The sequence below is a fragment of the Massilia sp. NBRC 108631 genome (assembly GCF_059704565.1).
Genome location: NZ_BAAKJE010000194.1, coordinates 1 through 24,779, shown reverse-complemented (window position 1 = coordinate 24,779; position 24,779 = coordinate 1). Strand labels below are relative to the sequence as shown.

The 24,779-nt window shown below is 66.3% G+C and carries 23 protein-coding genes and 1 other RNA gene; 10 read left to right on the top strand and 14 right to left on the bottom strand.

Features of this window, described 5'->3' with window-relative positions; genetic code table 11:
* Positions 1-7: 7 nt before the first annotated feature.
* The 9 genes from AC6H42_RS21375 to AC6H42_RS21335 all read right to left on the bottom strand — a co-directional run bounded on the left by AC6H42_RS21375 (position 8) and on the right by AC6H42_RS21335 (position 8,522).
* The gene (locus AC6H42_RS21375; RefSeq protein ID WP_057157782.1) at positions 8-307 is read right to left on the bottom strand and encodes a DUF971 domain-containing protein; all 300 of its coding nucleotides are present in this window, start codon (positions 305-307) and stop codon (positions 8-10) included.
* The gene (locus tag AC6H42_RS21370; RefSeq protein ID WP_497548895.1) at positions 304-1,383 is read right to left on the bottom strand and encodes a HEAT repeat domain-containing protein; all 1,080 of its coding nucleotides are present in this window, start codon (positions 1,381-1,383) and stop codon (positions 304-306) included. Before AC6H42_RS21370 ends, AC6H42_RS21375 begins: the two co-directional genes overlap by 4 nt.
* On the bottom strand, positions 1,380-2,249 hold the full coding sequence (locus tag AC6H42_RS21365) for an ABC transporter ATP-binding protein (RefSeq protein WP_497548894.1): 870 nt from the start codon (positions 2,247-2,249) through the stop codon (positions 1,380-1,382). The genes AC6H42_RS21370 and AC6H42_RS21365 overlap by 4 nt, the downstream gene beginning before the upstream one ends.
* Positions 2,246-3,043 (bottom strand): ABC transporter permease, encoded by a 798-nt coding sequence (locus AC6H42_RS21360; RefSeq protein ID WP_497548902.1) that lies wholly within the window; start codon positions 3,041-3,043, stop codon positions 2,246-2,248. Before AC6H42_RS21360 ends, AC6H42_RS21365 begins: the two co-directional genes overlap by 4 nt.
* A 228-nt stretch (positions 3,044-3,271) precedes the next feature.
* Entirely contained in the window at positions 3,272-4,660 is a 1,389-nt protein-coding gene (locus AC6H42_RS21355) for an ABC transporter substrate-binding protein (protein ID WP_497548893.1), read from the bottom strand.
* A 9-nt stretch (positions 4,661-4,669) separates the two neighbouring features.
* Positions 4,670-4,903, bottom strand: coding sequence for a 4Fe-4S dicluster domain-containing protein (locus AC6H42_RS21350; RefSeq protein ID WP_057157786.1), 234 nt, complete (start codon positions 4,901-4,903; stop codon positions 4,670-4,672).
* A gap of 8 nt (positions 4,904-4,911) precedes the next feature.
* Complete coding sequence (locus tag AC6H42_RS21345) at positions 4,912-6,666, bottom strand: fumarate reductase/succinate dehydrogenase flavoprotein subunit (RefSeq protein ID WP_057157787.1); 1,755 nt, start codon at positions 6,664-6,666, stop codon at positions 4,912-4,914.
* Between the two features lie 20 nt (positions 6,667-6,686).
* The gene (locus AC6H42_RS21340) at positions 6,687-7,448 is read right to left on the bottom strand and encodes a GntR family transcriptional regulator (RefSeq protein ID WP_057157788.1); all 762 of its coding nucleotides are present in this window, start codon (positions 7,446-7,448) and stop codon (positions 6,687-6,689) included.
* 180 nt (positions 7,449-7,628) lie between these two features.
* A complete protein-coding gene (locus tag AC6H42_RS21335; protein ID WP_497548892.1) occupies positions 7,629-8,522 on the bottom strand; it encodes an SMP-30/gluconolactonase/LRE family protein in 894 nt (297 codons plus the stop codon).
* A 176-nt stretch (positions 8,523-8,698) separates the two neighbouring features.
* On the opposite strand from AC6H42_RS21335, the gene ribBA reads away from it, so the two are divergent.
* Genes ribBA through nusB form a run of 3 tightly spaced genes read left to right on the top strand, consistent with a single transcriptional unit; the run spans position 8,699 to position 10,844 of the window.
* Positions 8,699-9,808: a bifunctional 3,4-dihydroxy-2-butanone-4-phosphate synthase/GTP cyclohydrolase II gene (gene ribBA / locus AC6H42_RS21330; RefSeq protein ID WP_057157789.1), complete on the top strand. Its 1,110-nt coding sequence runs from the start codon at positions 8,699-8,701 to the stop codon at positions 9,806-9,808.
* Positions 9,809-9,851: 43 nt separating this feature from the next.
* Positions 9,852-10,343: a 6,7-dimethyl-8-ribityllumazine synthase gene (ribH, locus tag AC6H42_RS21325; protein ID WP_057157790.1), complete on the top strand. Its 492-nt coding sequence runs from the start codon at positions 9,852-9,854 to the stop codon at positions 10,341-10,343.
* Positions 10,344-10,373: 30 nt separating this feature from the next.
* A complete protein-coding gene (gene nusB, locus AC6H42_RS21320) occupies positions 10,374-10,844 on the top strand; it encodes a transcription antitermination factor NusB (RefSeq protein WP_057157791.1) in 471 nt (156 codons plus the stop codon).
* A 65-nt stretch (positions 10,845-10,909) separates the two neighbouring features.
* Here nusB and AC6H42_RS21315 read toward each other — a convergent pair whose 3' ends face one another.
* On the bottom strand, positions 10,910-11,830 hold the full coding sequence (locus AC6H42_RS21315; protein WP_497548891.1) for a transglycosylase SLT domain-containing protein: 921 nt from the start codon (positions 11,828-11,830) through the stop codon (positions 10,910-10,912).
* Between the two features lie 513 nt (positions 11,831-12,343).
* Here AC6H42_RS21315 and ubiD point away from each other — a divergent pair.
* Entirely contained in the window at positions 12,344-13,828 is a 1,485-nt protein-coding gene (ubiD, locus tag AC6H42_RS21310) for a 4-hydroxy-3-polyprenylbenzoate decarboxylase (RefSeq protein ID WP_082552138.1), read from the top strand.
* Positions 13,829-13,990: 162 nt separating this feature from the next.
* Positions 13,991-14,089, top strand: an RNA gene (ffs, locus tag AC6H42_RS21305) — signal recognition particle sRNA small type.
* A gap of 54 nt (positions 14,090-14,143) precedes the next feature.
* Here ffs and AC6H42_RS21300 read toward each other — a convergent pair.
* On the bottom strand, positions 14,144-14,806 hold the full coding sequence (locus AC6H42_RS21300) for a hypothetical protein (protein WP_497548890.1): 663 nt from the start codon (positions 14,804-14,806) through the stop codon (positions 14,144-14,146).
* A gap of 98 nt (positions 14,807-14,904) precedes the next feature.
* Here AC6H42_RS21300 and dnaX point away from each other — a divergent pair, with 98 nt between their 5' ends.
* From dnaX to AC6H42_RS21275, 5 genes are read left to right on the top strand one after another with little or no spacing between them, the layout of a single operon-like run.
* Positions 14,905-17,565 carry a DNA polymerase III subunit gamma/tau gene (gene dnaX / locus AC6H42_RS21295; RefSeq protein WP_497548889.1) on the top strand — a complete coding sequence of 887 codons (2,661 nt, stop codon included), beginning with the start codon at positions 14,905-14,907 and terminating at the stop codon, positions 17,563-17,565.
* Positions 17,566-17,601: 36 nt separating this feature from the next.
* A complete protein-coding gene (locus tag AC6H42_RS21290; protein ID WP_057157793.1) occupies positions 17,602-17,928 on the top strand; it encodes a YbaB/EbfC family nucleoid-associated protein in 327 nt (108 codons plus the stop codon).
* Between the two features lie 17 nt (positions 17,929-17,945).
* The gene (locus tag AC6H42_RS21285; RefSeq protein WP_056397381.1) at positions 17,946-18,236 is read left to right on the top strand and encodes a YciI family protein; all 291 of its coding nucleotides are present in this window, start codon (positions 17,946-17,948) and stop codon (positions 18,234-18,236) included.
* A gap of 15 nt (positions 18,237-18,251) precedes the next feature.
* Positions 18,252-18,842 (top strand): recombination mediator RecR, encoded by a 591-nt coding sequence (gene recR / locus AC6H42_RS21280; RefSeq protein ID WP_057157794.1) that lies wholly within the window; start codon positions 18,252-18,254, stop codon positions 18,840-18,842.
* The gene (locus tag AC6H42_RS21275; RefSeq protein WP_057157795.1) at positions 18,842-20,059 is read left to right on the top strand and encodes a CaiB/BaiF CoA transferase family protein; all 1,218 of its coding nucleotides are present in this window, start codon (positions 18,842-18,844) and stop codon (positions 20,057-20,059) included. Before recR ends, AC6H42_RS21275 begins: the two co-directional genes overlap by 1 nt.
* A 42-nt stretch (positions 20,060-20,101) precedes the next feature.
* Here the strand turns inward: AC6H42_RS21275 and AC6H42_RS21270 are convergent, their stop codons facing one another.
* The 3 genes from AC6H42_RS21270 to AC6H42_RS21260 all read right to left on the bottom strand — a co-directional run.
* Positions 20,102-20,869, bottom strand: coding sequence for a hypothetical protein (locus AC6H42_RS21270; RefSeq protein ID WP_497548888.1), 768 nt, complete (start codon positions 20,867-20,869; stop codon positions 20,102-20,104).
* A gap of 126 nt (positions 20,870-20,995) precedes the next feature.
* Positions 20,996-23,116, bottom strand: coding sequence for a putative bifunctional diguanylate cyclase/phosphodiesterase (locus AC6H42_RS21265; protein WP_057157797.1), 2,121 nt, complete (start codon positions 23,114-23,116; stop codon positions 20,996-20,998).
* Position 23,117: 1 nt separating this feature from the next.
* Positions 23,118-24,779, bottom strand: a 1,662-nt coding sequence (locus AC6H42_RS21260; RefSeq protein ID WP_497548887.1) for a response regulator, incomplete at its 5' end; no start/stop codon positions are given.

Here is a 24,779-nt window from a genome sequence, read left to right as displayed (position 1 = left end):
CGCTCACTTAAGGGAGAGCTGTGCCGCTGTTCGACAATTGCTCCAGGTAAATCCACGGGTAGATGCCCCGGTCGTGCCGGTCGCTGAACACCAGCTGCACGCCGTAGGCGCCCACCGCTTCGATGGCCAGCAGGCGAATGGCGCCGTCGGCCTGCAACGGGGTGCCGGCGCGGCGCAATGCGGTGCAGTCGGCGCAGCGGCAGCCGTCGCGCAGCGCGGCGTGCGTCAGCGTGCGGCTGGCGCCGCCGTCCAGCACGAGTTCCAGCGTGCCGAGCTTCGGATGGTTGCTGATGGCCTGGATCGTCATGGGGTGGCCTGCTGCCGGAGCTGTGCGATGGCGATGCGGGCGGCCTTGCGCACTTCGGGATCCGGGTCCTGTTCGATGGCGGCCAGCGCCGGCAGGGCGGCGCTGTCGCCGATTTCTCCCAGCGCCAGCGCCGCTTCCTTGCGCAGGTTGCCGATGGCGTGCGTCAGCGCGGCGGACAAGGCGGGCACTGCGCCGGCATGGCGCAGGCGGCCCAGGCTGCGCGCTGCGCGCAGGCGTACCTGCCAGTAAGCGTCGTCCAGTGCCGCAGTCAGCGGCGCGGCGCCGGCGGGCAGCCGCAGCTTGCCCAGCGTGCCGGCCGCTTCCTCCCGCACCTGCCAGGACGGATCTGCAAGGCCGCCCAGCAGGGCCGCCGGCACGCCGCCGTATGCGCCGATGCCGGCGCAGCCTTGCTCGGGCTGCGGCGCCGCTTGTCCGGCGCCAGGCCGGGGCCGTGCCGGGCCGGCCGCCGCGGCGGAAAGTGGCGCGGCAGCGGCAGCGGGCGGCAATGCCGCGTAGCCCAGCGCGCCGATGGCGGCGCGGCGCACGTCGGGCGAGGCGTCGCCGCTGGCCGCGGCCGTCAGCGCACCGACCGCGCCGGGGTGCTTCAGGTAGCCCAGCACGGAGACGGCTTCGCGCCGCACGGCGGCGTCGCTGTCGTCCAGCGCAGCGAGGGCGGGCTGCAGGCTGGCTGGCACGCGCAGTTCGCGCAGGCCGCGCAGCACGGCGGCGCGGACCGAGGGCAGGGCGTGCGCGGCGTGCGGCAGCAGCGCGGCGGCGGAGGACTGCTCCTTCAGTTCGGACAGCGTCTGCGCGGCGGCGGCGCGCACTTCGTCCGCGTCGTCGGCCAGGGCGATGGCCAGCGCGGCCACGCCTTCCGGGCTTTCCCATGTCTCCAGCGCGCGCGCCGCTTCCACGCGGACTTCGGCGGCCGGGTCGCGCAGCGCGGCAATAAACAGCTGCAGGTGTTCTTCGCCGGCGATATCGGCCAGGTCGAGCAGGGCGATGCGGCGGATGCCGCTGTCGTCGGCCTGCAGGCGCTGCAGCAAGGCCGGGTCGTCGTTCAGTAGTGTGGTCATGCGGTTTTTCTCGACAGGCTGTGATGGGGAGCGGCGGCCAGGCCGCCGAGTGGGCTGAGGCGTTCCAGCGGCAGCGCGTGCACCGATGGATGCAGCAGCGCCAGGCAGTGCCGCTTGAGGCGCGTGAACTCGGGCGAGGTCACCAGTTCCGGGCCGCGCGGGCGCTCGAAGTCCAGCCGCAGTTCCTCGATGATGCGGCCGGGGCGCGGGCTCATGACCAGGATGCGGTCGGCCAGGAATAGCGCTTCGTCGATGTCGTGCGTGATGAAGACGATGGTGGTCTTGATGCGCGCCCAGACGTCGAGCAGCAGCTCCTGCATCATCAGCCGCGTTTGCGCATCGAGCGCGCCGAAGGGCTCGTCCATCAGCATCACGCGCGGGTGATTGATCAGCACGCGCGCGATTTCCACCCGCTGGCGCATGCCGCCGGAAAGCTGGGACGGGTAATGGTGCTCGAATCCGGACAGGCCTACCAGTTCGATCAGTTCCAGCGCGCGCGCATGGCGCTCGGCGCGCGGCACGCCTTTCATCTTCAGGCCGAAGGCTACGTTCTGCAGCACTTTCTTCCAGGGGAACAGCGTGTGCTGCTGGAACACCAGGCCGCGCTCTGGGTGCGGCCCCTGCACGCCCTGGCCGTCGACGGTGATGCTGCCGTGGCTGGGCTGCAAATGGCCCGCGAGGGCGCCCAGCAAGGTGGATTTGCCGCAGCCGGAAGGTCCCAGCAGGCAGACGAATTCGCCGGGCGCGACGTCCAGCGTGATGTCCTGCACGGTTTCGAATGCTTGCGCGCCGTGCCCGAACTGGATATGCAGTTGCTCCATGCGGATGCGGCCATATTCCTGCGCAGTTGTAGGCGGTATGGTCATGATTTCTCCTTTTCCTGGCGCTGCCAAGGCATGCAGGCATGGCCGGCGCGCTTGATCAGCGCGCTGCTGCCCATGCCGAACAGGCCGATGACCAGCATGCCGACCACGATGTCGGCGTAGTTCTGGATGGTGTACGAGGCCCAGGTGTAGTAGCCGATGCCGAACTGGCCCGAGATCATTTCGGCGGTGACGAGGCAGAACCAGGCGGTGCCCATGCCGATCGCCAGGCCGGTGACGATGCTGGGCGCGGCGCCGGGCAGTATCACTTCGGCGAACACGGACAGCTTGTCGCTGCCCAGGCTGCGGGCCGAGGCCACCAGCCGCGCGTCCACGTGCTCCACGCCGTGGACGGTGTTGAGCAGGATGGGAAACAGCGCACCGGTGAAGGTGATGAAGATCATCGACATTTCCGACGAGGGGAACATCAGGATGGCAAGCGGTATCCAGGCGACGGCGGGGATGGGGCGCAGCATCTCGAGCGGTGGCAGCAGCACGTCCTCGGCCCAGCGCGAGCGGCCGATCAGCAGGCCCAGCGCGATGCCGGCCAGCGCCGCCGCCGCGAAGCCTGCGAACACACGCGCCAGGCTGGCGCCAAGATGCTTTAGCAGCAGCGGCGACTGCAGCAAGTCCCAGCCCGCGCGCAGTACTTCTGCCGGCGGCGGCACGTTCTGGAACGTTACCAGCCCGAGGTTGAGGTGGTTGGTCGAAGCCCATTGCCATGCCAGCACGCAGGCCAGCAGCGATGCGAGCCGCAACGCCAGCCGCAGCGGCGCGAGCGACGCCCATGCCAGCAGGCCGCCAGCAACCGACGCCCGCCGGGCGGGCGCGCGGCCAGCGCCCAGCGATGATGCGGATGCGGTTACCGATGCCGGCGTGTTCGCCTGCCCGGCGGCTTGCGGCGCGGCGCCTGCCGGCGGTAGGTGCGTGGACCGCGCGGAAGGCACGGCCTGGCCGCCGGCCGGCGGGGCGGCGGCCAGGGCTCCAGGGGGGGAGGTTGCTGCGATTGTCATGGCCGCCCTCCGTCAGATCGCGCTTTTGGCGGCGTTGTAATCGAGCACCTTGCCGCCGTTCTGCCTGGCCCATGCCTCGGCGGCTTCTTTCAGCAGGAAGCTGCTGATTTCCTTTCTGGCGCTGACGTACCAAGCGTCCTCGGCCAGCAGTTTCAGGCCGCTGTTGCGGTCATGTGCGTACATCACGCGCACCTTCTTGCCCGCCTTCTCCAGCTTGGCCAGCTCGCCGAACGCCGCCTCCGTGCTGGCGTAGCTGCGCACCAGCGGTTCGCCTTCGACCCACAGCTGCGCCACGCGCTTGTAGTCCGTGATGGCCTTGCCGCTGGCGGCATCCTTGGCGGTGAGCGGCTGGCGCGCGTAGTTTTTCAGGCGCACTTCGTAGTCGATGCCGGCCTGCTTGAACGCGGTGCGCAGGTACTGGTCGTTGATGAAGCTGTTCACGTTCAGGTCCGCGTCGGTGCGTTTCATCAGGCGCAGCGTGTCGATGGAAGTCTGGACCGCCTGGCGGTACTCCGGCTTCCATGTGAAGTCGCGCGTCTGCAGGCCGAGCGGGCCGTGGAACAGGTAGTTCACTTCCGCCTCGATGCCGGTCACCTTGGCAATCAGTTCGCTGTACTTTTCCGGCTCGGCCGCGATCAGGCGTTCGGCCTCGATGGCCGCGCGCAGATAAGCGACCACGATCTCCGGATACTTTTTCGCAAAGTCGGTATCCACCAGGCTACCGTGCAGCGTGGGCGCGCCGGCCTGCGAGCCGTCGAAGATTTTGCGCGCGTAGCCGCGATGCGGGAACAGCTCGGCGAACGGCACGAAGTCCGCGTGCGCTTCGATCTTGTTGGCCTGCAGCGCCGAGCCCGCCACTTCCGGCGCCTGCGTGACGATAGTCACATCGCGCTCCGGGTCCCAACCCTGCGCCTTCACGGCGCGCAGCAGCATGCCGTGCGCGGTGGAGGCAAACGGCACCGAGATGGTCTTGCCCTTCAGCTCAGCCAGCGACTGCACGGCGGACGCCTTGGGCACCACGATGCCGTTGCCGCTGCCTTGCGTGCTGCCGGACAGCACCGTGATGAACTGGCTTTGCTTGCCCGCCTTCTGGAAGGCCGCGCCGTTGAAGGAGCCCGGGAAGTCAGCCATCGAGCCGAGATCCAGTTTGCCCGCCACCATTTCATTGGTCAGCGGCGCGCCGGAAGTGAAGTTCTTCCACTGGATGTCGTACTGCGCGTCCTTGTACTTGCCCTCGCGCGGCAGGAACTTTTCCAGCAGCTTCAGTTCGCGGATCAGCAGGCCGCCGGTGGCGCAGTTGATGGTGGTGTCTTGCGTGCCGATGGCGACGCGGATGGTTTCAGCGTGGGCCGCGCCGCTTAGCAGTGCGGCGATCAGCAGGGAGGTCAGTTTTTGATGCATGGCGTTCTCCTAACGTAGCAGGTAAGGGATATCGACGGTGACTGCGCCGGTCGGGCAGTCTTTTTCACATGGCATGCAGTACCAGCACTCGTCGAACTTCATATAGGCCTTGCCTTTCACAATGTCGATGGCGAGCACGTCGAGCGGGCAGACGTCGACGCACACGGTGCAGCCCTTGTGGGCGATGCACAGGTCGTCGTCCACACGCACCGGGACGCTGGATGGGGTAAAGGCGATAGTCATATGGCTCCTCAGGCGGCAATCGGTTCGGCGGCAGGCGTGATGTCAGGCGTGGCGGTCCGCACGCGCAGGCGCTGGTAGGCGGACTTCTCCTGCTCGTCCAGCGGCACGATGTAGGGCGCGATGGGCCGCTTGAAGCACGTCATCTCGCCGTCCACTTTCTTCACCTGCACGTGCACATGCCAGTCGGCGTCGTTGCGCTCCGGGTAGTCCACGCGGTTGTGGTACAAGCCCCAGCGGCTCTCGGTGCGGTACAGCGAGGCGCGCGCGGCCAGTTCGGCGCAGTCGCGGATGAAATGCACTTCCATGGCGCGCATCAGTTCATGCGGATTGGCTGCTGTAAGCCGGTCCAGGTCCGCGCGAATGGCTTCGAAGCGCTGCAGGCCGAGCTCCATCTTGCGCGTCACCTTGGGCGGCTGCAGGTAATCGTTCACCATGCGGCGCAGCTTGTACTCCACCTGCGACGGCGGCAGGCCTTCCTTGCGGTTCAGCGGAGCCCATACGCGCTCGCGCTCGGCAGCGATCTGCGCTTCATCCGCCCCGGGCAGTTCATGCCCGGCGCAGTAGCGCGCAGCGCTTTCGCCCGCCAGCTTGCCGTACACGAAGGCGCCCAGCATGTAGTTGTGCGGCACGCAGGCCAGGTCGCCGGCAGCGTACAGCCCCGCCACCGTGGTCTCGGCGTGTTCGTTGACCCACACGCCGGAGGCGGAATGGCCGCTGCACAAACCGATCTCGGAGATATGCATCTCCACCATCTGCTGGCGGTAGTCGGTGCCGCGCCCTTCGTGGAAACGTCCCCGGCTGGGACGCTCGTTGGTGTGCAGGATCTCCTCGATGGTGCTGATGGTTTCCTCTGCCAGGTGGTCCAGTTTCAGGAACACCGGGCCGTTCCCGCCTTGCAGTTCGTTGTAGAACTCCTGCATCATCTGGCCGCTCCAGTAATCGCACTCGATGAAGCGTTCGCCCTTGGCGTTGGTGGTGTAGCCGCCGAACGGGCCGGTGACATAGGCGCAGGCGGGGCCGTTGTAGTCCTTGATCAGCGGATTGATCTGGAAGCACTCGATGCCGCTCAGTTCAGCGCCGGCGTGGTAGGCCATGCTGTAGCCGTCGCCGGCATTGGTCGGGTTCTCGTAGGTGCCGAACAGGTAGCCGGAGGCGGGCAGGCCGAGGCGGCCGGCCGCGCCGGTGGACAGGACCACCGTCTTGGCGCGGATCACGTGGAAGTCGCCGCTGCGGCAGTCGAAGGCCATGGCGCCGGCGATGCTGCCGTCGGCCGCCGTCAGCAGGCGCGTGGCCACCAGGCGGTTGGTGATCTCCACGCGGGTGCGCTTCAGGCGCCGGTACAGCACCTTCTTGATGTCGTGCCCTTCCGGCATCGGCAGCACATAAGTGCCCATGTGGTGCACCTTGCGCATGGCGTAGTCGCCGTTCTCGTCCTTCTCGAACTTCACGCCCCAGCTGTCCAGTTCCTCGATCATCGGATAGCTGCCCTGCGCGTAGGCCATCACCGTGGCCTGGTTGACGATGCCGTCGTTGGCGGTAGTGATTTCCTTTACGTACTGCTCGGGCGTGGCGAAGCCGGGAACGACGGCGTTGTTCAAGCCGTCCATGCCCATCGAGATGGCGCCGCTGCGCTTGACGTTGGCTTTCTCCAGCAGCAGCACGCGCAAAGCGGGGTTGGCTTCCTTGGCCTTGACGGCGGCCATCGGCCCGGCGGTGCCGCCGCCGATCACCAGCACGTCGACTGTTTGAATATGGGTTTCCATGTGTGCTCCCTGAATGTGTTTTAGTTGCGGCGGGCAATTTGCATGCGGTACTGGAATGCGTCGCCGCGGAAGTACAGGTACTCGAAGTCCAGCGGGGCTTGCGTGCCGTCGGCGCAGACGGTGTGCGTCAGGCGCTCCATGCGCAGCACGGCGCTGCCTTCGGTCACGCGCAGCGCGTGCGCCAGGGCGGCGTCGGCCAGCGTGGCCTCGATCTGCAAGTCGGCGCGGCCGAGGGCGACGCCGTAGTCGTTTTCCAGGATCAGGAAAATATCGCGCCCGGCCAGGTCTTCCTTGCGCAGGCGCTCGCCGATGGCTTCCGGCAGATACGTCACCTCCAGCGAGAGCGGTTCGCGGTTCAGGTGCCGGATGCGCTTGATTTCGCACACCGGCTGGTCCTTGGCCAGGCCAAGTTTTTGCGCGGCCTTGGCGGGCGCCGGCAGCGTCCTGTGGCTGATGACCTGGTTGTAGATTTCATAGCCCATGCGGGACATGGCTTCGGCGAAGCCTTCCAGCTGCGTGAGTTCCTGGAAGGCCTTGGGCTTGGAGACGAAGGTACCTTTGCCAGGCACCTTGAAGATCATGCCTTCCTTCTGCAGGTCGCCCAGCGCCTGCCGCACGGTGATGCGGCTGACGCCGAATATGCTGCCCAGTTCGCTCTCGGCGGGCAGCTGCGCGTGGGCAGGGTAGCTGCCATCTAGAATGCGCTCGCGCAGACGTTCGCGGATCTGGGTGTGGAGCGGAACGGGCGATAGTTCAATTGGGTGAAAGCTGTTGCTCGGCATGGCGGCTGACCTGTTATGACAGGTTATGAGTACCTGGAACAAGCGAGTCTAGCCACGCGCTCGGCGTTGTGGAACGAATAAGATTGCGCTAGTTTATGCGGGGGAGGGGAGTAAGCTTATGCGGCGGACGAACTTGGGGCGGCGGGCGCCGCCCCGGAGGATGATGCGGTGCCGTGAATCTTATTTGCCGTAGCGGGCAGGCGGCACGCCGCCCACTTCCAGCTGCACGCTGAACAGCGAGCCGGCCAGCGGTTCGGCGGCGCGCTGCGCGTCGCTCATGCCTTCCCAGGCGGTAGTGATGTACAGCGTCTTCAGGTCGGGGCCGCCGAACACGCACGACGCGGGCTGCGACACCGGCATCGCGATGGTGGCCAGCAGTTCGCCGTCCGCGCTGTAGCGGCACACGCGCCCGCCGCCCCACTGCGCGATCCACACGCAGCCTTCGGTGTCGACCGTCATGCCGTCCGGCGAGCCTTCGCCGTCGCCGAACTGGCGCCACAACCGGGCCGGGCCCAGGCCGCCGTCGGCGGCCACGTCGTAAGCGTAAGTGCGGTTCAGCAGGCTGTCGCTGTGGTACATCACGCTGCCGTCCAGGCTGAAGGCCGGGCCGTTGCAGATGTGGACGCCGTCCTGCGCCACCGTCAGTTCGCCATCGGGCGCCAGGCGGAACAGCTGGCCGTCCGGGCTGTGCACATCGGCCGCGTTCATGCTGCCGAACCACAGGCGGCCTTGCGGATCGGCCTTGGCGTCGTTCAGGCGCACGCCGGCCTTGCCTTCGGTGGGACGCGCCACGTATTCAAAGCGCAGCGCCGGGTCCAGCCACAGGCGCACCACGCCGTCGCGCAGGCCGGCCATGAAGCCGTCGCCGTCCCGGCGCGGCACGATCCAGCAGATGAAGGTCGGCAGGGTCCAGGCGTGCCGGCCGCCGTCCGCGTCCAGCGCGTGCAGCGTGCTGCCCTTCAGGTTGACGAAATACAGGCGCTGCTGTTCGGGCAGCCATAGCGGGCCTTCGCCCAGTTCGGCGCCCAGTTGCCAGGTCAGGCGGGGCGCGAGGGTGGTCGTTTGTGCAGTCACGGTCGCAATTCGGTGAGTGGTGGACGCATTACCTTACCCGAAAAGCGGAGTGCTGTGTAGCGCTACCATTGGTATCAATTCAGGGCCGACAGAGTGAATCGAGGCGGAGTTCCAGATTAGTTTCTCCAAATCCTTTAAAATAGAGGGTTAAAGAAACCTGAACCGAAGGATTTGAAATGTCTATCTCCAGCACCGAAGAAATCGTCGCCGAGTTGCGCGCTGGCCGCATGGTGATCCTGGTCGACGAGGAAGACCGGGAGAACGAGGGCGACCTGGTGCTCGCGGCGGACTTCGTCACGCCGGAAGCGATCAATTTCATGATCAAGCATGCGCGCGGCCTGGTGTGCCTGACCCTGACCGAAGAACGCTGCAAGCAGCTCGACCTGTCGATGATGACGTCCCGCAACGGCACCTCCTTCGGCACCAACTTCACGGTGTCGATCGAAGCGGCGGAAGGCGTGACCACCGGTATCTCGGCGGCCGACCGCGCCAAGACCATCCAGGTGGCCGTGGCCAAGAACGCGGTGCCGATGGATATCGTGCAGCCCGGCCACATCTTCCCGCTGAAGGCGCAAAAGGGCGGCGTGCTGATGCGCGCCGGCCATACCGAGGCCGGCTGCGACCTGACTGCCATGGCGGGCCTGACTCCGGCGTCCGTGATCTGCGAGATCGTCAAGGACGACGGCACCATGGCGCGCCTGCCGGACCTGCTGGAATTTGCCCAGGAGCACGGCCTGAAGATCGGCACGATTGCCGACCTGATCCACTACCGCAGCCAGAACGAGTGCATCGTGCAGCGCGTGGCCGAGCGTCCGCTGAAGACCGCCTACGGCGACTTCCGCATGATTGCCTTCCGCGACACGCCGACCGGCTCGGCCCACCTGGCGCTGGTGCACGGCGACATGGCCGCCGGCAAGGAATCGCTGGTGCGCGTGCACCAGCCGGTGTCCATCCTGGACTTGCTGGAATCGGAGGCGACCACCCACTCGTGGAACATCTCGGCCTCGATGCAGGCGGTCAAGGCGTCCGAGCAGGGCGTCATCGTGCTGCTGAACTGCGAAGAGACGGCCGAACAGCTGTTCAGCCAGTTCTCCGCGCTGGACAAGGACGTCAAGCCGCAGGGCCGCGCCGCCAGCATGGGCCTGCGCGACTATGGCATCGGCGCGCAAATCCTGCGCGCGGTTGGCGTGCGCCAGATGAAGCTGCTGGCCAGCCCGCGTAAAATGCCTTCCATGGCAGGTTTCGACCTCGAAGTCACGGGTTACGTTGCCAAGCCGGCCGCGTAATTCCGTTCAACCAACACTCATATATACAGAAAAGAGGCGCACCATGACCGTAGGAAGCTACGAAACCAATCTGACCGGCGAAGGCTTGCGTGTCGGTATCGTTCAAGCGCGTTTCAACGAAGACGTATGCCACGGCCTGCTGTCGGCCTGCCTGGCCGAACTGAAGCACCTCGGCGTGGCCGACGAAGACGTGCTGCACGTGACCGTGCCGGGCGCGCTGGAGATTCCCTTCGTGCTGCAGAAGCTGGCCGAATCGCAGCAGTTCGACGCGCTGATCGCGCTGGGCGCCATCATCCGCGGCGAGACCTACCACTTCGAGCTGGTGTCGAATGAATCCGGCGCCGGCATTACCCGCATCGGCCTGGACTTCGGCATCCCGATCGCCAACGCCGTGCTGACCACCGAGAACGACGAGCAGGCCGAAGTACGCATGGCCGTCAAAGGCGCGGACGCCGCCCGCGTGGCCGTGGAAATGGCCAACCTGTCGATCGCGCTGGAAGAACTCCAGCAAGACGGCGGCGACGAAGAAGAATAATCAGTATTTAAAAAGAACAGGCAGGAAATCATGACCGACAACTCTACGCACGCCAACCCGAGCAAGAACCGCACGCCGCGCCACCGCGCGCGCGAGTTCGCGCTGCAGGGCCTGTACCAGTGGCTGCTGAACAATGAAGACGCGAAAACCGTCGTCAACCACATCCGTGCCGCGCACGGCTTCGACAAGGCCGACGCCGAGCACTTCACCAACCTGCTGTACGGCGCCATCAAGGAATCCGAAGCGCTGCGCGCCACCTTCGCACCACTGGTGGACCGCGGCGTGGCCGAGCTGTCGCCGGTGGAGCACGCCGTGCTGCTGATCGGCGCATACGAGCTGAAGAACAACCTGGAAATCCCGTACCGCGTCGTCATCAACGAAGCGGTCGAGCTGACCAAGTCCTTCGGCGGCATCGACGGCCACAAGTATGTCAACGGCGTGCTGGACAAGCTGGCCGGCAAGATCCGTCCGGAAGAAGTCGAGAACGACAAGAAGCGTTGATGTTGTGGACGTAAAAAAAGCCGCTTCAAGCGGCTTTTTTTTACGGCCCCAGGAAAGGGGGGAGCTTACAAACCGGCCAACTGGGCGTCCGGCAGCTTGGCTGCGGCCGTAACCGGTGCGGTATTGGCGGCCACGGCCGCTTCAACCTGCTTGCCGGGGGCTGGGGCGGCTGCCATTACCGGCGTGTAGGTCGGCACCTTCTTGCCTGCGGAAACCTGCTTCAGGCGCTTGTATTCGGCCAGCACGCGCGAGCCGTAGCCGTCGTCGGTCTCGAAGGCGGCGGCGCCCACGTAGGTCTTCAGGCCGGCTTCCACGGAACCGCCGCGGGTCACGTAGTCTTTCAGGATCAGCGAACCGACGCGGATATTGGCCACCGGGTTCAGCGCCGCCTGCACGCCGCCCATGTCCTGGAACTTCTCATGGTGGATCTTGGACATCACCTGCATCAGGCCCTGCGCGCCCATCGGGCTTTCCGCGAACGGGTTCAGGCCCGATTCAATCGCCATCACGGCCAGGATCAGCAGCGGGTCCAGCTTGATCTCGCGCGCCGTCAGGTAAGCGGTCGACACCAGCATATTGGTGGCGTCGCCCGCCACGCGGTAGCGTTTCGAGAGCCAGGAGGTGACCCATTCCTGCTGCTTGCGGGTGCCCATGATGGCTTTTTCCTCGGCCGTCAGGGAAGCGTCGGAGGCGGTTGCCGAGGCGATGCCGCCGGCAGGGGCTTCCATCAGCTCGTGCAGCGGCGGCGCCGTGACGGTGGCGACGGCAGCAGGTTCGGGCAGCAAGCTTTTGCTCAGGGCCTGTGCCAGGTCGGGACGGGCAAACAGGACGGCGATCATGACCAGGGCGCTTACGCCAAAAACGGTCAAAGTGTGTTGCGCGGTGGTCAGTACGCTGCGCGCGGTGACGCGCGAACCGGCCAGGCCAGTTGCGGCACGCGCCAGCTGGCGGGTAGCGGTTGCTACCGAGGTGAAACGATTAGTCATTCAGAACTCCCCTGAAATGTCCGTAACGAGCGCATCCCTGCCGCGTGCAAAGTGTGCATACGCGGTCGTATCGATGTGCCAATGCCGTGCATCAGAAATATCATTCGTTCGACGCCGCCGTGAGCGCGCGCCTAACGCCATCATTGCTTGCCTGAGCTGTTACTGCCTGGAGCGTATGCTGGAGGCCTAGCTGTAAACAGTCGCAATACAACTTTTTTCGGGGGTAAGGCAGACGCCTTTTGAAAACACTCCTTAAAATGTCATGTGGAGCCCCGACTCCGTGAATGAATGAGCGACAGTCTTAGCGGTGATAAAGTTGGCTAAGTGACCATGTCCTCTTCAAGTAGGCAAATTGTAGAAGCCGTTTTATATCACGTCAATACTAACACGGGAGTTCTTTATAACTTTTGAATCTAGATTTTTGCCTTGCAAACCAGCAAAAACCAATAAAATCAACCACTTGACCGAAAAACCTCGTCCAGCCCGTCCGAAGCGAAAAAAAAGTAAAAAAGTATGAAATATTCCGATTTGCGTGATTTTATTGCCCAGTTGCAAAAAATGGGCGAGCTTAAGCCTGTTTTGGCACCAGTTTCCCCCCATTTGGAGATGACCGAGGTGTGCGACCGCGTGTTGCGGGCCGGCGGACCGGCATTATTGTTCCAGCATCCCACCGGGCACAGCATGCCGGTGCTGGGCAATCTGTTCGGCACCCAGCGCCGCGTGGCGCTCGGCATGGGCGCCCAGGACACCAGCGAACTGCGCAAGATCGGCCACGTGCTGGCGCGCCTGAAAGAGCCGGAGCCGCCCAAGGGCTTCAAGGACCTGATGGACATGGGCTCGCTGGTGAAAGCGGTGTGGGACATGTCGCCGAAAGAGATGAAGGGCGCGCCGTGCCAGGAAATCGTCTGGGAAGGCAACGACGTCGACCTGTCGCGCCTGCCGATCCAGCACTGCTGGCCGGGCGACGTGGCGCCGCTGATCACCTGGGGCCTGGTGATCACCAAGGGGCCGAACAAGAAGCGCCAGAACCTGGGCATCTACCGCCAGCAGGTGCTGGGGCCGAACAAGGTCATCATGCGCTGGCTGGCGCACCGGGGCGGCGCGCTGGATTTCCGCGAGCACGCCATCCAGAGCAAGGGCCAGCCGTATCCGATCGCCGTGGCGCTGGGGGCCGACCCGGCCACCATCCTGGGCGCGGTGACGCCGGTGCCGGATACCTTGTCCGAATACCAGTTCGCCGGCCTGCTGCGCGGCAGCCGCACCGAGCTGGTCAAGGCCATCGGCAGCGAGCTGCGCGTGCCGGCCTCGGCCGAGATCGTGCTGGAAGGGCACATTTACCCGGACGCGAACCACCCGAGCGGCTACGAGCACGCGCTGGAAGGCCCGTACGGCGACCACACCGGCTACTATAATGAGCAGGATTCCTTCCCGGTGTTCACCATCGACCGCATCACCATGCGGCGCGACCCGATATACCACTCGACTTATACGGGCAAGCCGCCGGACGAGCCGGCCATGCTGGGCCTGGCGCTGAACGAAGTGTTCGTGCCGCTGCTGCAAAAGCAGTTCAGCGAGATCACCGACTTCCACCTGCCGGCAGAGGGCTGCAGCTACCGCATGGCGGTGGTGCAGATCCGCAAGCAATACGCCGGCCACGCCAAGCGCGTGATGATGGGCGTATGGAGCTTCCTGCGCCAGTTCATGTATACCAAGTTCATCGTGGTGGTCGACGAGGACGTCAACATCCGCGACTGGAACGAAGTCATCTGGGCCATCACCACCCGCGTCGACCCGACCCGCGACACCACGCTGGTGGACCACACGCCGATCGACTACCTGGACTTCGCCTCCCCGGTGAGCGGCCTGGGCAGCAAGATGGGCATCGACGCCACCAACAAATGGCCGGGGGAAACCACGCGCGAATGGGGCACCACCATCGTCATGGCCCCCGAAGTAAAAACCCGCGTCGACCAGATCTGGCAAGAACTCGGCCTATAGTCCTCCCCCTAACGATTCGGACGATTCCCACAAGCAGCCTGAGCCGCATTTCCCCCACTTCGGGGTCTGACCCCGAAGTGGGGGAAATGCGGCTCAGCTCGGTTGGGGCGGGGTTCGGATGGGGATTAGGCAGATTTGCCGGGAGCGGGTATAATTGCAGCCGGCGGGCCCCTGCGCATTGCGGCATGGCCAACCTGGTCAGGTCGGGAACGAAGCAGCCACAGCTATTCACCGCAAGTGCCGCAGATCAGGCTCGCCTCTTTAGATCTGAGAAGTAAAAAGCTGCCGATGCAGCTTTTTTTTCGTCTGCCGCCTTTATTCGCCGTCCACTTCCGCCTCGTACGGCTGTTCGCTCACCGTCACCAGCGGGTTTTCCGCCAGCAGGCCCTTGTCCAGCTTGAGCTTGATCTGGTGCTTGGCGTCCGTCACGTAGCGCTTGTCGCCGTCCTTGGCTTGCACTGCCAGCTGCGCCGGCTTGCGGAACTTGAAGATCACCAGTTTCATCGTCGGCGCGAACAGGCTCAGCGCCCCGGCCACCTTGTCGATTGCGGCGTTGGACTGCGGCACGCTGCCCATCACGCTGGCATAGCGCCATTGCAGCCCCTCCGGCACCACCGCCGCGATGTCAAAGCCGATGCCGGCCTTCTCGCCCTTGGCCTGGTTGGTCCAGATTTTCGCGTCTTCCGCCAGCCATTTCTCGTTCGGCACCAGCACGGTGCGCCCTTGCTCGTCCAACACCAGCGGTGTCTTGCCGTCTGCGTGCACCACCACCAGCTTCAGGCTGCCGGGCGCGATGGCCTTGTTCTGCGGCACGAAGCGGGTGTAGACCTTGAGCTTGTCGCGCTCGGCCGCCGGCAGGCTGTAGAATTTGTCCATCTTGGCCGCTTCCACGATTTTTCTATACGGCGCCCATTCGCGCTCGTCGGCGTGGGCCAGCAGGGGCAGGGTGCACAGCAAGGCGAAAGCAAGTTTTTTCATTTTGTCAGTTGTTAAAAAGAAAGCAAGAGTGTAAGCGAAGTCATGCCAGACGTCTAATGTTGACCGCAGCACTGGCTATCTACGGTAAAATCCCTGCCATGTCCTATCAAGTCCTCGCCCGCAAATACCGTCCCCGGAACTTTGAAACGCTCGTCGGCCAAGAGCACGTCGTGCGCGCGCTCACGCACGCGCTGCACAGCGGCCGCCTGCACCACGCTTATCTATTTACCGGCACGCGGGGCGTCGGCAAGACCACGCTGTCGCGCATCCTGGCCAAATCGCTCAATTGCGTTGGTCCGGACGGCAACGGCGGCATCACCGCCACGCCGTGCGGCGTGTGCGAAGCCTGCACCGCGATCGATGGCGGCCGCTTCGTGGACTATATAGAGATGGACGCGGCGTCCAACCGCGGCGTCGACGAAATGGCGCAGTTGCTGGAGCAGGCGGTGTACGCGCCGTCGAATGCGCGCTTCAAGGTCTATATGATCGACGAGGTGCACATGCTGACCAACCACGCCTTCAACTCGATGCTGAAGACGCTGGAGGAACCGCCGGAGCACGTGAAATTCATCCTGGCGACCACCGATCCGCAGAAGATACCCGTGACCGTGCTGTCGCGCTGCCTGCAGTTCAACCTGAAGCAGATGCCGCCGGGCCACATCATCAGCCACCTGGACAATATTTTGGGCCAGGAAGGCATTGCCTTCGAACAGCCGGCACTGCGTTTGCTGGCGCAGGGCGCGCACGGTTCCATGCGCGATGCGCTGTCGCTGACCGACCAGGCCATCGCTTACGCCGCCGGCGAAGTGACGCTGGACGCGGTGCAGGGCATGCTGGGCGCGCTGGACCAGTCTTACCTGATCCGCCTGCTGGACGCGCTCGCTGCGCAGGACGGGGCGGACCTGCTGGCCGTGGCCGATGAGATGGCCACGCGCAGCCTTTCGTACAACGGCGCTTTGCAGGATCTGGGCACCTTGTTGCACCGTATCGCGCTGGCGCAGACCGTGCCGTCGGCGGTGCCGTCGGACTTGCCCGAGTACGCGGACATCGTGCGCCTGGCGGCCGCGTTCGACGCGGAAGAAGTGCAACTGTATTACCAGATCGCCGTGCACGGCCGCAATGAACTGGGCCTGGCGCCGGATGAGTATGCGGGGTTCTCGATGACCCTGCTGCGCATGCTGGCCTTTCGCCCCGGCGTCGGTGGCGCCGAAGGGGTACCGTCAGCTTCGCCCGCGGTAGCGCGCGGTCCGGGCGCAGCCCGCGCCGCAGCCGCTGCGGCGGGGTTGCCTGTGGGCGGCGCGCCGGCGCGCGCCGCTTCGGTGTCGGCGGCCAGCCATTTGTCCGTACCGCCGCCATCGGTGGTGGCCGGGGCCGCCGCCATGGCGCGTGCCGACGCTGCCGCTCCGGCGCAGCGTCCTGCGGCACCGGCAGCAGTTCCTGCGCCAGGAATGCCGGCGCAACCGCATGCTGCGGCGCCAGCGCAGGCGACACCGGCCGTTGGCCAAGCGCCGGCTGCAGCATCGACATCGGCACCAGCACCGGCACCAGCACCGGCGCCAGCCGTTGCTCACGCACCCGCACCGGCGCCAGCAGCGGCTTTCGCGCCGCCGCCCGCTACCCAGTCACCGGCGTCCAGCACGCCACTCAGCCCGGCACGTGCCGCTATCCAGGCTGCGCTGGAGGCGGCGCGCGCCGCGTCCGGCCAGAAGCCGGTAAGCAGCCGTCCCAGCCTGACGCCGCCTGCGGCCGGGCCCGCTGTGCCGGAACCGGCGCCAGCCAGGACTGCTCCCGCACAAAGCGCCGCCCCGGCAACGGCGGCGCGCCCGCCAGCGCCTTGGGAGGATGCGCCTGCCGCACCAGCGCCAGCGGCGCAAACTGCCGCACCTCAGAATGCGGCCCCGCAGAAGACGGCGCCATGGGACGACGCCCCCGCCATGCCCGCCAGCCGCGCGCCAGCGTCCCCGCCGTGGGATGACGGCCGCCCGGCTATGGGAGGCGCAGCGGCGGATACGCCCGCGCAGCAGGCAGCACCGCAGCCGCCCATGCCGCAAAATACGCCGCAGCCGCAGCCTGCGCCGCGCCAGCCGCCGCCCCAGGCTGCGGCTGAAGACGACTTGCCGCCCTGGGTTACCGAGTTTTCCGACGACAGTGCCATGCCCGCAGCCGGCCAAGCCGACACGGCGCCGCAGGCGTACGGCCAGCAGCATCATGGCCAGCAAGGCCACGGCCAGCAGGCGCACGGCCAGCCCGACAACGGCCAGCAAGCCCAGCAGCAGCCGACTTTCGCGCCGCGTCCGGCCCCGGCCCCGGCCAAGGCGCCGCATGCCTACGTCATTACGCCGATTCCCGAGCTGGATTGGGACGGCAACTGGCCCGCGCTGTCGGCCCGCCTGCCGCTGCGCGGCGTGGCCCAGCAGCTCGCCACGCAGGCCGAACTGATCGCCTGCGTGCCGGACGGCACCCACAGCGCGGTATTTCATGTGCGCGTGCCGATTGAAACTTGGCGTACTCCGCCCAATGTAGAGAAACTGGCAACCGCGCTGACGGAACGCTTCGGCCGCCCGATACGCGTGGAAACGGAACTCGGTCCGACCTGGTACACCGCCAGCGCCGAGGCGCAGGCCCACCGCGAAGCGGTGCAGCGCGCCGCCGAGGAAACCGTGGCCAACGACCCGTTTATCCAGAGCATGATCCGCGAGTTCGGCGCCTTCGTGGTGCCGGGGTCCATCGTGCCGCCGCCGGCCCCACCGGCGCATTAATTTATACTGACTGAATCTGACACGGAGAACATCACCATGATGAAAAACCAACTGGCTGGCCTCATGAAGCAGGCACAAGCAATGCAGGACAACATGAAAAAAGCCCAGGATGCACTGGGTTCGATCGAAGTCGAAGGCCAGTCCGGCGCCGGCCTGGTGAAGGTTGTGATGACCTGCAAGAACGACGTCAAGCGCGTCTCGATCGACCCGTCGCTGCTGGCCGACGACAAGGACATGCTGGAAGACCTGGTGGCCGCCGCCTTCAACGACGCCGTGCGCAAGGCCGAAGCGACGTCCGCCGAGAAAATGGCGGGCCTGACCTCCGGCATGAACCTGCCGGCCGGCTTCAAGATGCCTTTCTAAGCCGGGTCCGCAAAGCCATGTTCATTATCTCGCTCACGTATTTGAAACCGGCCGAGGAGATCGACGCGCTCCTGGCCGCGCACCGCGAGTACCTGCGCGAGCAGTATGACAACGGCATGTTCCTGATGTCGGGCCGCATGGTGCCGCGCACCGGCGGCATCATCATCGCCACGGCGGACAGCCGCGCCGACATTGAAGCGGTGATCGAGCTCGATCCCTTCAACGAAGCGGGCGCCGCCAGTTACACCATCACCGAATTCGTGCCAACCATGACGGCCGATATCCTGAGCGCCTTCAAACAGGGCTGACAAGCAAAGTTCGCCATGTCCAAGTCGCTGGAATTTTTGACGGAGGCCTTGCGCCGCCTGCCGGGCGTAGGTCCGAAATCGGCGCAGCGCATGGCCTTCCACTTGCTGCAGCACGACCGCGACGGTGCGGCCATGCTGTCGCGCGCGCTGTATCAGGCGGTGGAGGCGGTGCACCACTGCGCGCTGTGCAACACCTTTACCGAGGATGACATCTGCGGCACCTGCCGCGACGAGGACCGCGACAGGCAGATGCTGTGCGTGGTCGAAACCCCGGCCGACCAGATGATGATAGAGCAGACCCTGACCTACAAGGGCCTGTACTTCGTGCTGATGGGACGGCTGTCGCCGCTGGACGGCATCGGACCCAAGGATATACATCTGGAAAAGCTGGTCGAGCGCGCCAATGACGGCGTGGTCGGCGAGGTGGTGCTGGCCACCAATTTCACCAACGAAGGCGAAGCCACCGCGCACTACATCAGCGAACTGCTGAAGGCGCGCGGACTGAAGGTGAGCCGGCTGGCGCGCGGCGTGCCGGTCGGCGGCGAGCTCGAATATGTGGACGCGGGCACCATCGCGCGGGCCATGCTCGACAGGCGCGCTACCTAGTGGAAAACAAACCGACGCACGGCCCTTTACAAGGCATCAAAGTTCTTGAACTCGGCACGCTGATCGCCGGCCCGTTCTGCGCCCGCATGCTGGCCGAATTCGGCGCCGAGGTGATCAAGGTGGAGGCGCCCGGCGACGGCGATCCGATCCGCAAATGGCGGGTGCTGAAGGACGGCACCTCGCTGTGGTGGTCGGTGCAGTCGCGCAACAAGAAAAGCATCACCCTCAACATGAAGGATGCGCGCGGCCGCGCCATCGCGCGGCAGCTGGCGCTGGAAGCGGACATCGTCATCGAGAACTACCGCCCCGGCGTGCTGGAAAAGTGGGAACTGGGCTACGAGCAGCTGAAGGCGCTCAAGCCGTCCCTCATCATGGTGCGCCTGTCCGGTTTCGGTCAGACCGGGCCGATGAAGGACCTGCCCGGCTTTGGCGCCATCGGCGAGTCGATGGGCGGGCTGCGCTACGTGTCCGGCCACGCCGACCGGCCGCCGGTGCGGGTCGGCGTGTCCATCGGCGACTCGGTCGCCGCGCTGCACGGCGTGATCGGCGCCATGATGGCGCTGCGCCACCGCGACGCCACCGGCGGCCGCGAGGCGGGCCAGGGCCAGATGGTGGACGTGGCGCTGTACGAGTCCGTGTTCAACCTGATGGAATCGCTGGTGCCGGAATTCGACCACGCGGGCGTGGTGCGCGAGCGCACCGGCGGCGCGCTGCCCGGCATCGTGCCTTCCAACACCTACACCACCAAGGACGGCGAGAACATCGTCATCGCCGGCAACGGCGACGCCATCTTCAAGCGCCTGATGCTGGCCATGGGCCGCATCGACATGGCGGGCGATCCCCAGCTGGAGCGCAACGACGGCCGCGTGCAGCGCACGGCGGAGATCGACGGCGCCATCCAGGCCTGGTGCGACACGCTGAGCATCGACGAGGCGCTGGCCGTGCTGAAGGCGGCCGACGTGCCGGCCGGGAAGATCTACTCGGTGCGCGACATGATGAGCGATCCGCAGTTCCTGGCGCGCGGCATGTTCGAGCAGCACCATTTCGCCGACGGTACGCCGGTCAAGCTGCCGGCGATTTCGCCCAAGCTGTCGGAAACGCCGGGCCATACCAACTGGCTGGGCCCGGCGCTGGGCCAGCACAACGAGGAAGTGCTGCGCGCGCTGGGCTACAGCGACGCGGCCATCGCCGCGCTGCGCGGCGATGGCGTGCTCTAGTCGCCGGCGTGCCGCTTTCCGGCCGCGGGCTGTTCCGGCAGCCTACAGCCCATACCTGTACGGCACCACGGCGTAGTCCTGCACGGCCGGCCCGGCGCGATTGGCCGCGTGGTCCCACGCTTCCAGCGTGCTGAGCGTGGCTTCCGAGCGGGTGTGCGGGCTCATCAGCTGAAAGCCGCTCAGCGAGCGCCCGGGGCCGATGCGCCCGGCCAAGCCCTGTTCCTGCGGCAGCACCGACCAGCGCACGAAGCTCACCGCATCGGTCTCCATGGTCCAGCCCAGCGGAATGCCGGTCACGGTGATGGGCGCGGCCAGGCTGAGCGCGAAGCCGACAATGTCCAGCCCGCTGCCGGCGACTTCCTCATTGATCAGCTCGTAATTCCAGAAGTCCGTGCACACCGCGCTGGCTACGCGCGCCCGCAGCTGGGGCGGCTGGTACGGCGTGCTGGCGCCGGCCGGCGCCGGCACCTGCACATAGCGGGTGAGCGCCAGCGGAAAGCTGATATCGTCAACGATGTAGCTGCCGCGCACCGTCAGCAGGTATTGCGCGCCTGGCAGCATGCCCAGGCCCGAAAACACCGCCGTCATGCGCGCCACGCCGCTGCGCTCGATGTCGCCCAGCACCACCGGATAGCCGTGCGGCGGACCCAGCCGGCGTGCGCAGCCCAATGTGATGTCGTGACACATCAAATGACGGATGGCTGAGCCGCCGGCGTTGATGATTTCAGGGGTAACGATCAGCTTGTCGCTGACGCTTTCGATAACAGGCAGCCCCAGCACTACCTGCATTGCGCTTGGCCAAATTGCCATGATCACCTCCTGAGTATGCTGCTGTGGCAGCATATTCGGTGCCAGCCAGGCGCCACTCTTGCAAAATCAGGCACTTGCACCGGCCCTGGCTTTTAAGCCGGCCGCAGTGTCAAGGAAAGCGACGTACTAGCGGGCCGCAGGCGTTGCCGGCGCGCGCTGGACCTTGAGCATTTGCGTGATGGATTCCTGCGGGGAGGGACGCCCGAGATAAAAACCCTGCGCCATGTCGCAGCCGTACTGTTCCAGCAGCGCAAGCTGTTCGTCGGTCTCCACGCCTTCCGCCACCACGATCATCCTCAGGCCATGCGCCATGGCGATGATGGCGCGCGTGATGGCGGCGTTTTCCGGGTCCTGCGGCAGGCCGACGATGAAGCTCTTGTCGATCTTCAGCGCGCGCACGTCGAAGCGTTTCAGATAGCTCATCGATGAGTAGCCGGTGCCGAAGTCGTCGATCGACAGCAGCACGCCGATGCCGCGCAGCTGCTCCAGCATCGCCATGGTGGCGCGGGCGTCGTCCATCAAGGTGCCCTCGGTCAGCTCCAGCTCCAGCAGGCGCGGTTCCAGGCCGCTGTCGCCCAGCGCGGAGAGTACGATCTGGGTCAGGTTCTCGTCCTTGAACTGGCGCGCCGACAGGTTCACCGCCATGCGGATGGCGCGCCGGCAGGTCTGCTGCCAGGCCTTGGCCTGGGTGCAGGCGGTGCGCAGCACCCATTCGCCGATCGGTACGATCAGTCCGGTTTCCTCGGCCAGCGGGATGAAGTCGTTGGGCGGTATCACGCCGTGCTCGGGGTGGCGCCAGCGCACCAGCGCCTCGACGCCGACGATCTGCGAGCTGGGCACGTCGATCTGCGGCTGGTACAGCAGGTACAGCTCGTTGTTCTGCAGCGCCTTGCGCAAGCCCACTTCCAGCTTGACGTGGCTCATGATCTGCATGGTCAGCGAGGAACTGTAAAGTTTGGCGTTATTCTTGCCGCAGTTCTTGGCGTGGTACATCGCCGTGTCGGCATATTTGAGCAGCGATTCGCTGTCCTGGCCGTCTTCCGGGTAGAGCGAGATGCCGATGCTGGCGGTGACGAAGATCTCGTTGCCGTCCAGCTGGAACGGGCGCCGCATGGCGTCCTTCACGCGCTGCGCCACGGCCAGCGCGTCTTCCACCCGGTCCAGGTCGGGGATCAGTATCGTGAACTCGTCGCCGCCCAGCCGCGCCAGGTGATTGCCGCTCGCCATGTGGCTGACCACGTCGCTCGGGCGGATGGTGTCGCGCAGCCGCTCGGACACGGTTTGCAGCAGCAGGTCGCCCACGTTGTGGCCCAGCGTGTCGTTGATGCGCTTGAAGGAATCGAGGTCCATGAACAGCACGGCGAATTTCTTGCCGGCCTGGCGCGAGTGCGCCAGTTCGCGTTCCAGCAACTCCAGGAAGGCTTGCCGGTTCGGGATGCCGGTCAGGCTGTCGCAATAGGCCAGGCGGCGGATCTGTTCTTCGGCGCGCTTGCGTTCGCTGATGTCGCGCACCAGGCCCAGCACGTCGCCGGCGCCGGTGCTCACCAGGCGCGCCTCGAAATGGCGCAGTTGCAGGCCCAGCTGCAATTCGTAGTCGAAGGAGCGGATCTGCTGCGAGGCCAGCACGGCCTGGGCCTGCTCCAGCAAGTGGCCGGCGATATGCTGCGGCAGCACCTGGCTGACGTGGCGGCCCACGCACTGCTCCAGCGGGAAGGCGTTGCCGGCCTCGTGGCCCTGTTCGTAGTCGAGGTAGTAGCCGTCCCGGTTCAGGCGGAAGAAGGTGTCCGGGATGGCGGCCAGCACGGCGCGGTTCTGGGCGTCGGCCACGCGCAGGCGGGCGATGGCGTCGCTGGCGCGCAGCACGTACAGCACGCGGTGGCCGAGGATGGGCCAGTTGATGGGCTTGGAGACGAAGTCGGTGGCGCCCACTTCGTATGCCTGGGTCACGGCTTCCAGGTCGTCGCCGCCGGTGACCATGATGATGGGCACGGTGGCGGCCGATTCGATGGCGTGCAGCGCGCGGATTGCGCGGCACACCGCGAAGCCGTCCATGTCGGGCATGTCCACGTCCAGCAGCACCAGGTCGGGCGGCTGGCGCTGGAAGCTGGCGATGGCAGCCGGCCCGTCGGCGGCTTCCACGGCGTCCAGGCCCACCTGGGTCAGCATTTCCAGCATCAGCAGGCGCATCACTGGATCGTCGTCGGCCACCAGCACGGTGCCGCGTTTGGGGGAGGGATGGGCTGCCATGTCATGCTTCCTTCTCTAGGATGGCGCGGAGCGATTGCCGCACTGCGTCGAATTCCCGCTCCATGCCGGAGAGCAGGGGCAGGGCGCCATCGGGGAGGCCGGCGCTGGCCAGGTGTTCAAGTTCCTTGCACAACGCCGCCAGGGCGTCGGCCCCGACGTTGGCGCTGCTCGATTTCAGGCTGTGGGCGGTGCGGCGCAGGAGCTCGGCGCTGCCCTCGGATATGTCCCCGGCGCCATCCGCGCCCGCTTGCAGCGCCACGCGCAGTGCCGCCAGGTGGCGCGGCGTGTCGGCCAGGAAGGCTTGCAGCACGCGCTGGAGCAACGCGCCGCCCTGGCCGGGGCGCAGGGCGCGGATATAGTCCAGCGCTTGCGCATTGATGGTTGCCGGCGCCGCTGCCGCGGCGGCGCCGGCCGGATCGCCAGCCAGCATAGGGGTACCGGGCTCCTCGCCGTCGCCGTCGCCGGCGTGGCTGGCGGCGTCGCGCGCCAGCGTGGCGGCCAGGGGCAGGGCGATCCAATGCGCCAGGGTGGCGCCAAGGCCTTGCTGCGTGAAGGGCTTGCTCAGGTAGTCGTCCATGCCGGCCGCCAGGCAGGTTTCGCGGTCGCCCGGCATGGCGTTGGCGGTGATGGCCACCACCGGCAGGTGCTGCGCCGCGCCGCGCTGCTGCTCGCGGCGGCGGATCTCGGCCGTGGCCGCCATGCCGTCCATCACCGGCATCTGGCAGTCCATCAGCACCAGGTCGAACTGGTTTTCACGCACCGCGTCGAGCGCTTCGGCGCCGTTGGTCGCCAGGCTGACGTCCAGGCCCAGCTCGTGCAGCATGGCCGATGCCACTTCCACGTTGACCGGGTTGTCTTCCGCCAGCAGGACCCGGTTGCGCTGCCGCGCGCGCGGCCTGCCGGCGCCGGGCGCGGGGGACAGCGGCGCGGCAGGGGGGGCGGCGGACGCGGCCGCGGCAGCAGTGCGGCGCGCGGCCTGCGCCGTGACGCCAGCCGTGGGCGCCGGCCCGGCCGACCGGCCCGCCTGGCTGGCGCTGCCGCCCGCGCTGCTGCCGCCGCGCGCAGGCGACACGATGCAGTCGTACAGGTCGCAGGCGCGGGGCGGCTTGATGAGCTGGAACGCCACGCCCGCCTCGCGCCGCTGGCGCGTGTCGGCCGCGTTGCGCTCGTCGCTCAGCAGCAGCAGGCGCACGGCGGCGATGGCCGGATCGGCCTTGATCTCGGCCGCCAGCATCAGGCCGCTGCCCAGGCGCTGGTCCATGTCCAGCAGCGCCACGTCGTACGGGTGGCCGCGCGCAGCCGCCTCGTGCAGCATGCGCAGCGCCGCCTCCGCGCCGGCGGCGCTGTCGCAGTGCAGCTGCCAGCGCGCCAGCTGGCGTTCCAGCAGCATCCGGCGCTCGCTGTGATGATCGACGATCAAGGCCCGCATCCCCAAAGTCAAGTTGTGCTCGAACGACGCATCGTCTGCCTCGACGCGGCGCTTGTCGAACTGTACGGCGAACCAAAAGATCGAGCCTTGCGTTAGAGCATGGTCAACGCCGATAGTGCCGCCCATCAGTTCCACCAGTTGTTTGGAGATCGCCAGTCCCAGGCCGGTACCGCCGTGCTTGCGGGTGGTCGATCCGTCCGCTTGCGAGAAGGAATCGAAAATGCGGGCGCGCGC

What these genes read in the sequence shown, in the direction of transcription:
- dnaX (WP_497548889.1), top strand. Translation starts at nt 14,905, where the DNA reads ATGTCCTATCAAGTCCTCGCCCGCAAATACCGTCCCCGGAACTTTGAA.
- AC6H42_RS21290 (WP_057157793.1), top strand. Translation starts at nt 17,602, where the DNA reads ATGATGAAAAACCAACTGGCTGGCCTCATGAAGCAGGCACAAGCAATG.
- AC6H42_RS21300 (WP_497548890.1), bottom strand. Translation starts at nt 14,806, where the DNA reads ATGAAAAAACTTGCTTTCGCCTTGCTGTGCACCCTGCCCCTGCTGGCC.
- AC6H42_RS21370 (WP_497548895.1), bottom strand. Translation starts at nt 1,383, where the DNA reads ATGACCACACTACTGAACGACGACCCGGCCTTGCTGCAGCGCCTGCAG.
- AC6H42_RS21270 (WP_497548888.1), bottom strand. Translation starts at nt 20,869, where the DNA reads ATGGCAATTTGGCCAAGCGCAATGCAGGTAGTGCTGGGGCTGCCTGTT.
- AC6H42_RS21265 (WP_057157797.1), bottom strand. Translation starts at nt 23,116, where the DNA reads ATGGCAGCCCATCCCTCCCCCAAACGCGGCACCGTGCTGGTGGCCGAC.
- ubiD (WP_082552138.1), top strand. Translation starts at nt 12,344, where the DNA reads ATGAAATATTCCGATTTGCGTGATTTTATTGCCCAGTTGCAAAAAATG.
- AC6H42_RS21285 (WP_056397381.1), top strand. Translation starts at nt 17,946, where the DNA reads ATGTTCATTATCTCGCTCACGTATTTGAAACCGGCCGAGGAGATCGAC.
- AC6H42_RS21350 (WP_057157786.1), bottom strand. Translation starts at nt 4,903, where the DNA reads ATGACTATCGCCTTTACCCCATCCAGCGTCCCGGTGCGTGTGGACGAC.
- ribBA (WP_057157789.1), top strand. Translation starts at nt 8,699, where the DNA reads ATGTCTATCTCCAGCACCGAAGAAATCGTCGCCGAGTTGCGCGCTGGC.
- nusB (WP_057157791.1), top strand. Translation starts at nt 10,374, where the DNA reads ATGACCGACAACTCTACGCACGCCAACCCGAGCAAGAACCGCACGCCG.
- AC6H42_RS21375 (WP_057157782.1), bottom strand. Translation starts at nt 307, where the DNA reads ATGACGATCCAGGCCATCAGCAACCATCCGAAGCTCGGCACGCTGGAA.
- AC6H42_RS21355 (WP_497548893.1), bottom strand. Translation starts at nt 4,660, where the DNA reads ATGCATCAAAAACTGACCTCCCTGCTGATCGCCGCACTGCTAAGCGGC.
- AC6H42_RS21340 (WP_057157788.1), bottom strand. Translation starts at nt 7,448, where the DNA reads ATGCCGAGCAACAGCTTTCACCCAATTGAACTATCGCCCGTTCCGCTC.
- AC6H42_RS21345 (WP_057157787.1), bottom strand. Translation starts at nt 6,666, where the DNA reads ATGGAAACCCATATTCAAACAGTCGACGTGCTGGTGATCGGCGGCGGC.
- recR (WP_057157794.1), top strand. Translation starts at nt 18,252, where the DNA reads ATGTCCAAGTCGCTGGAATTTTTGACGGAGGCCTTGCGCCGCCTGCCG.
- ribH (WP_057157790.1), top strand. Translation starts at nt 9,852, where the DNA reads ATGACCGTAGGAAGCTACGAAACCAATCTGACCGGCGAAGGCTTGCGT.
- AC6H42_RS21365 (WP_497548894.1), bottom strand. Translation starts at nt 2,249, where the DNA reads ATGACCATACCGCCTACAACTGCGCAGGAATATGGCCGCATCCGCATG.
- AC6H42_RS21315 (WP_497548891.1), bottom strand. Translation starts at nt 11,830, where the DNA reads ATGACTAATCGTTTCACCTCGGTAGCAACCGCTACCCGCCAGCTGGCG.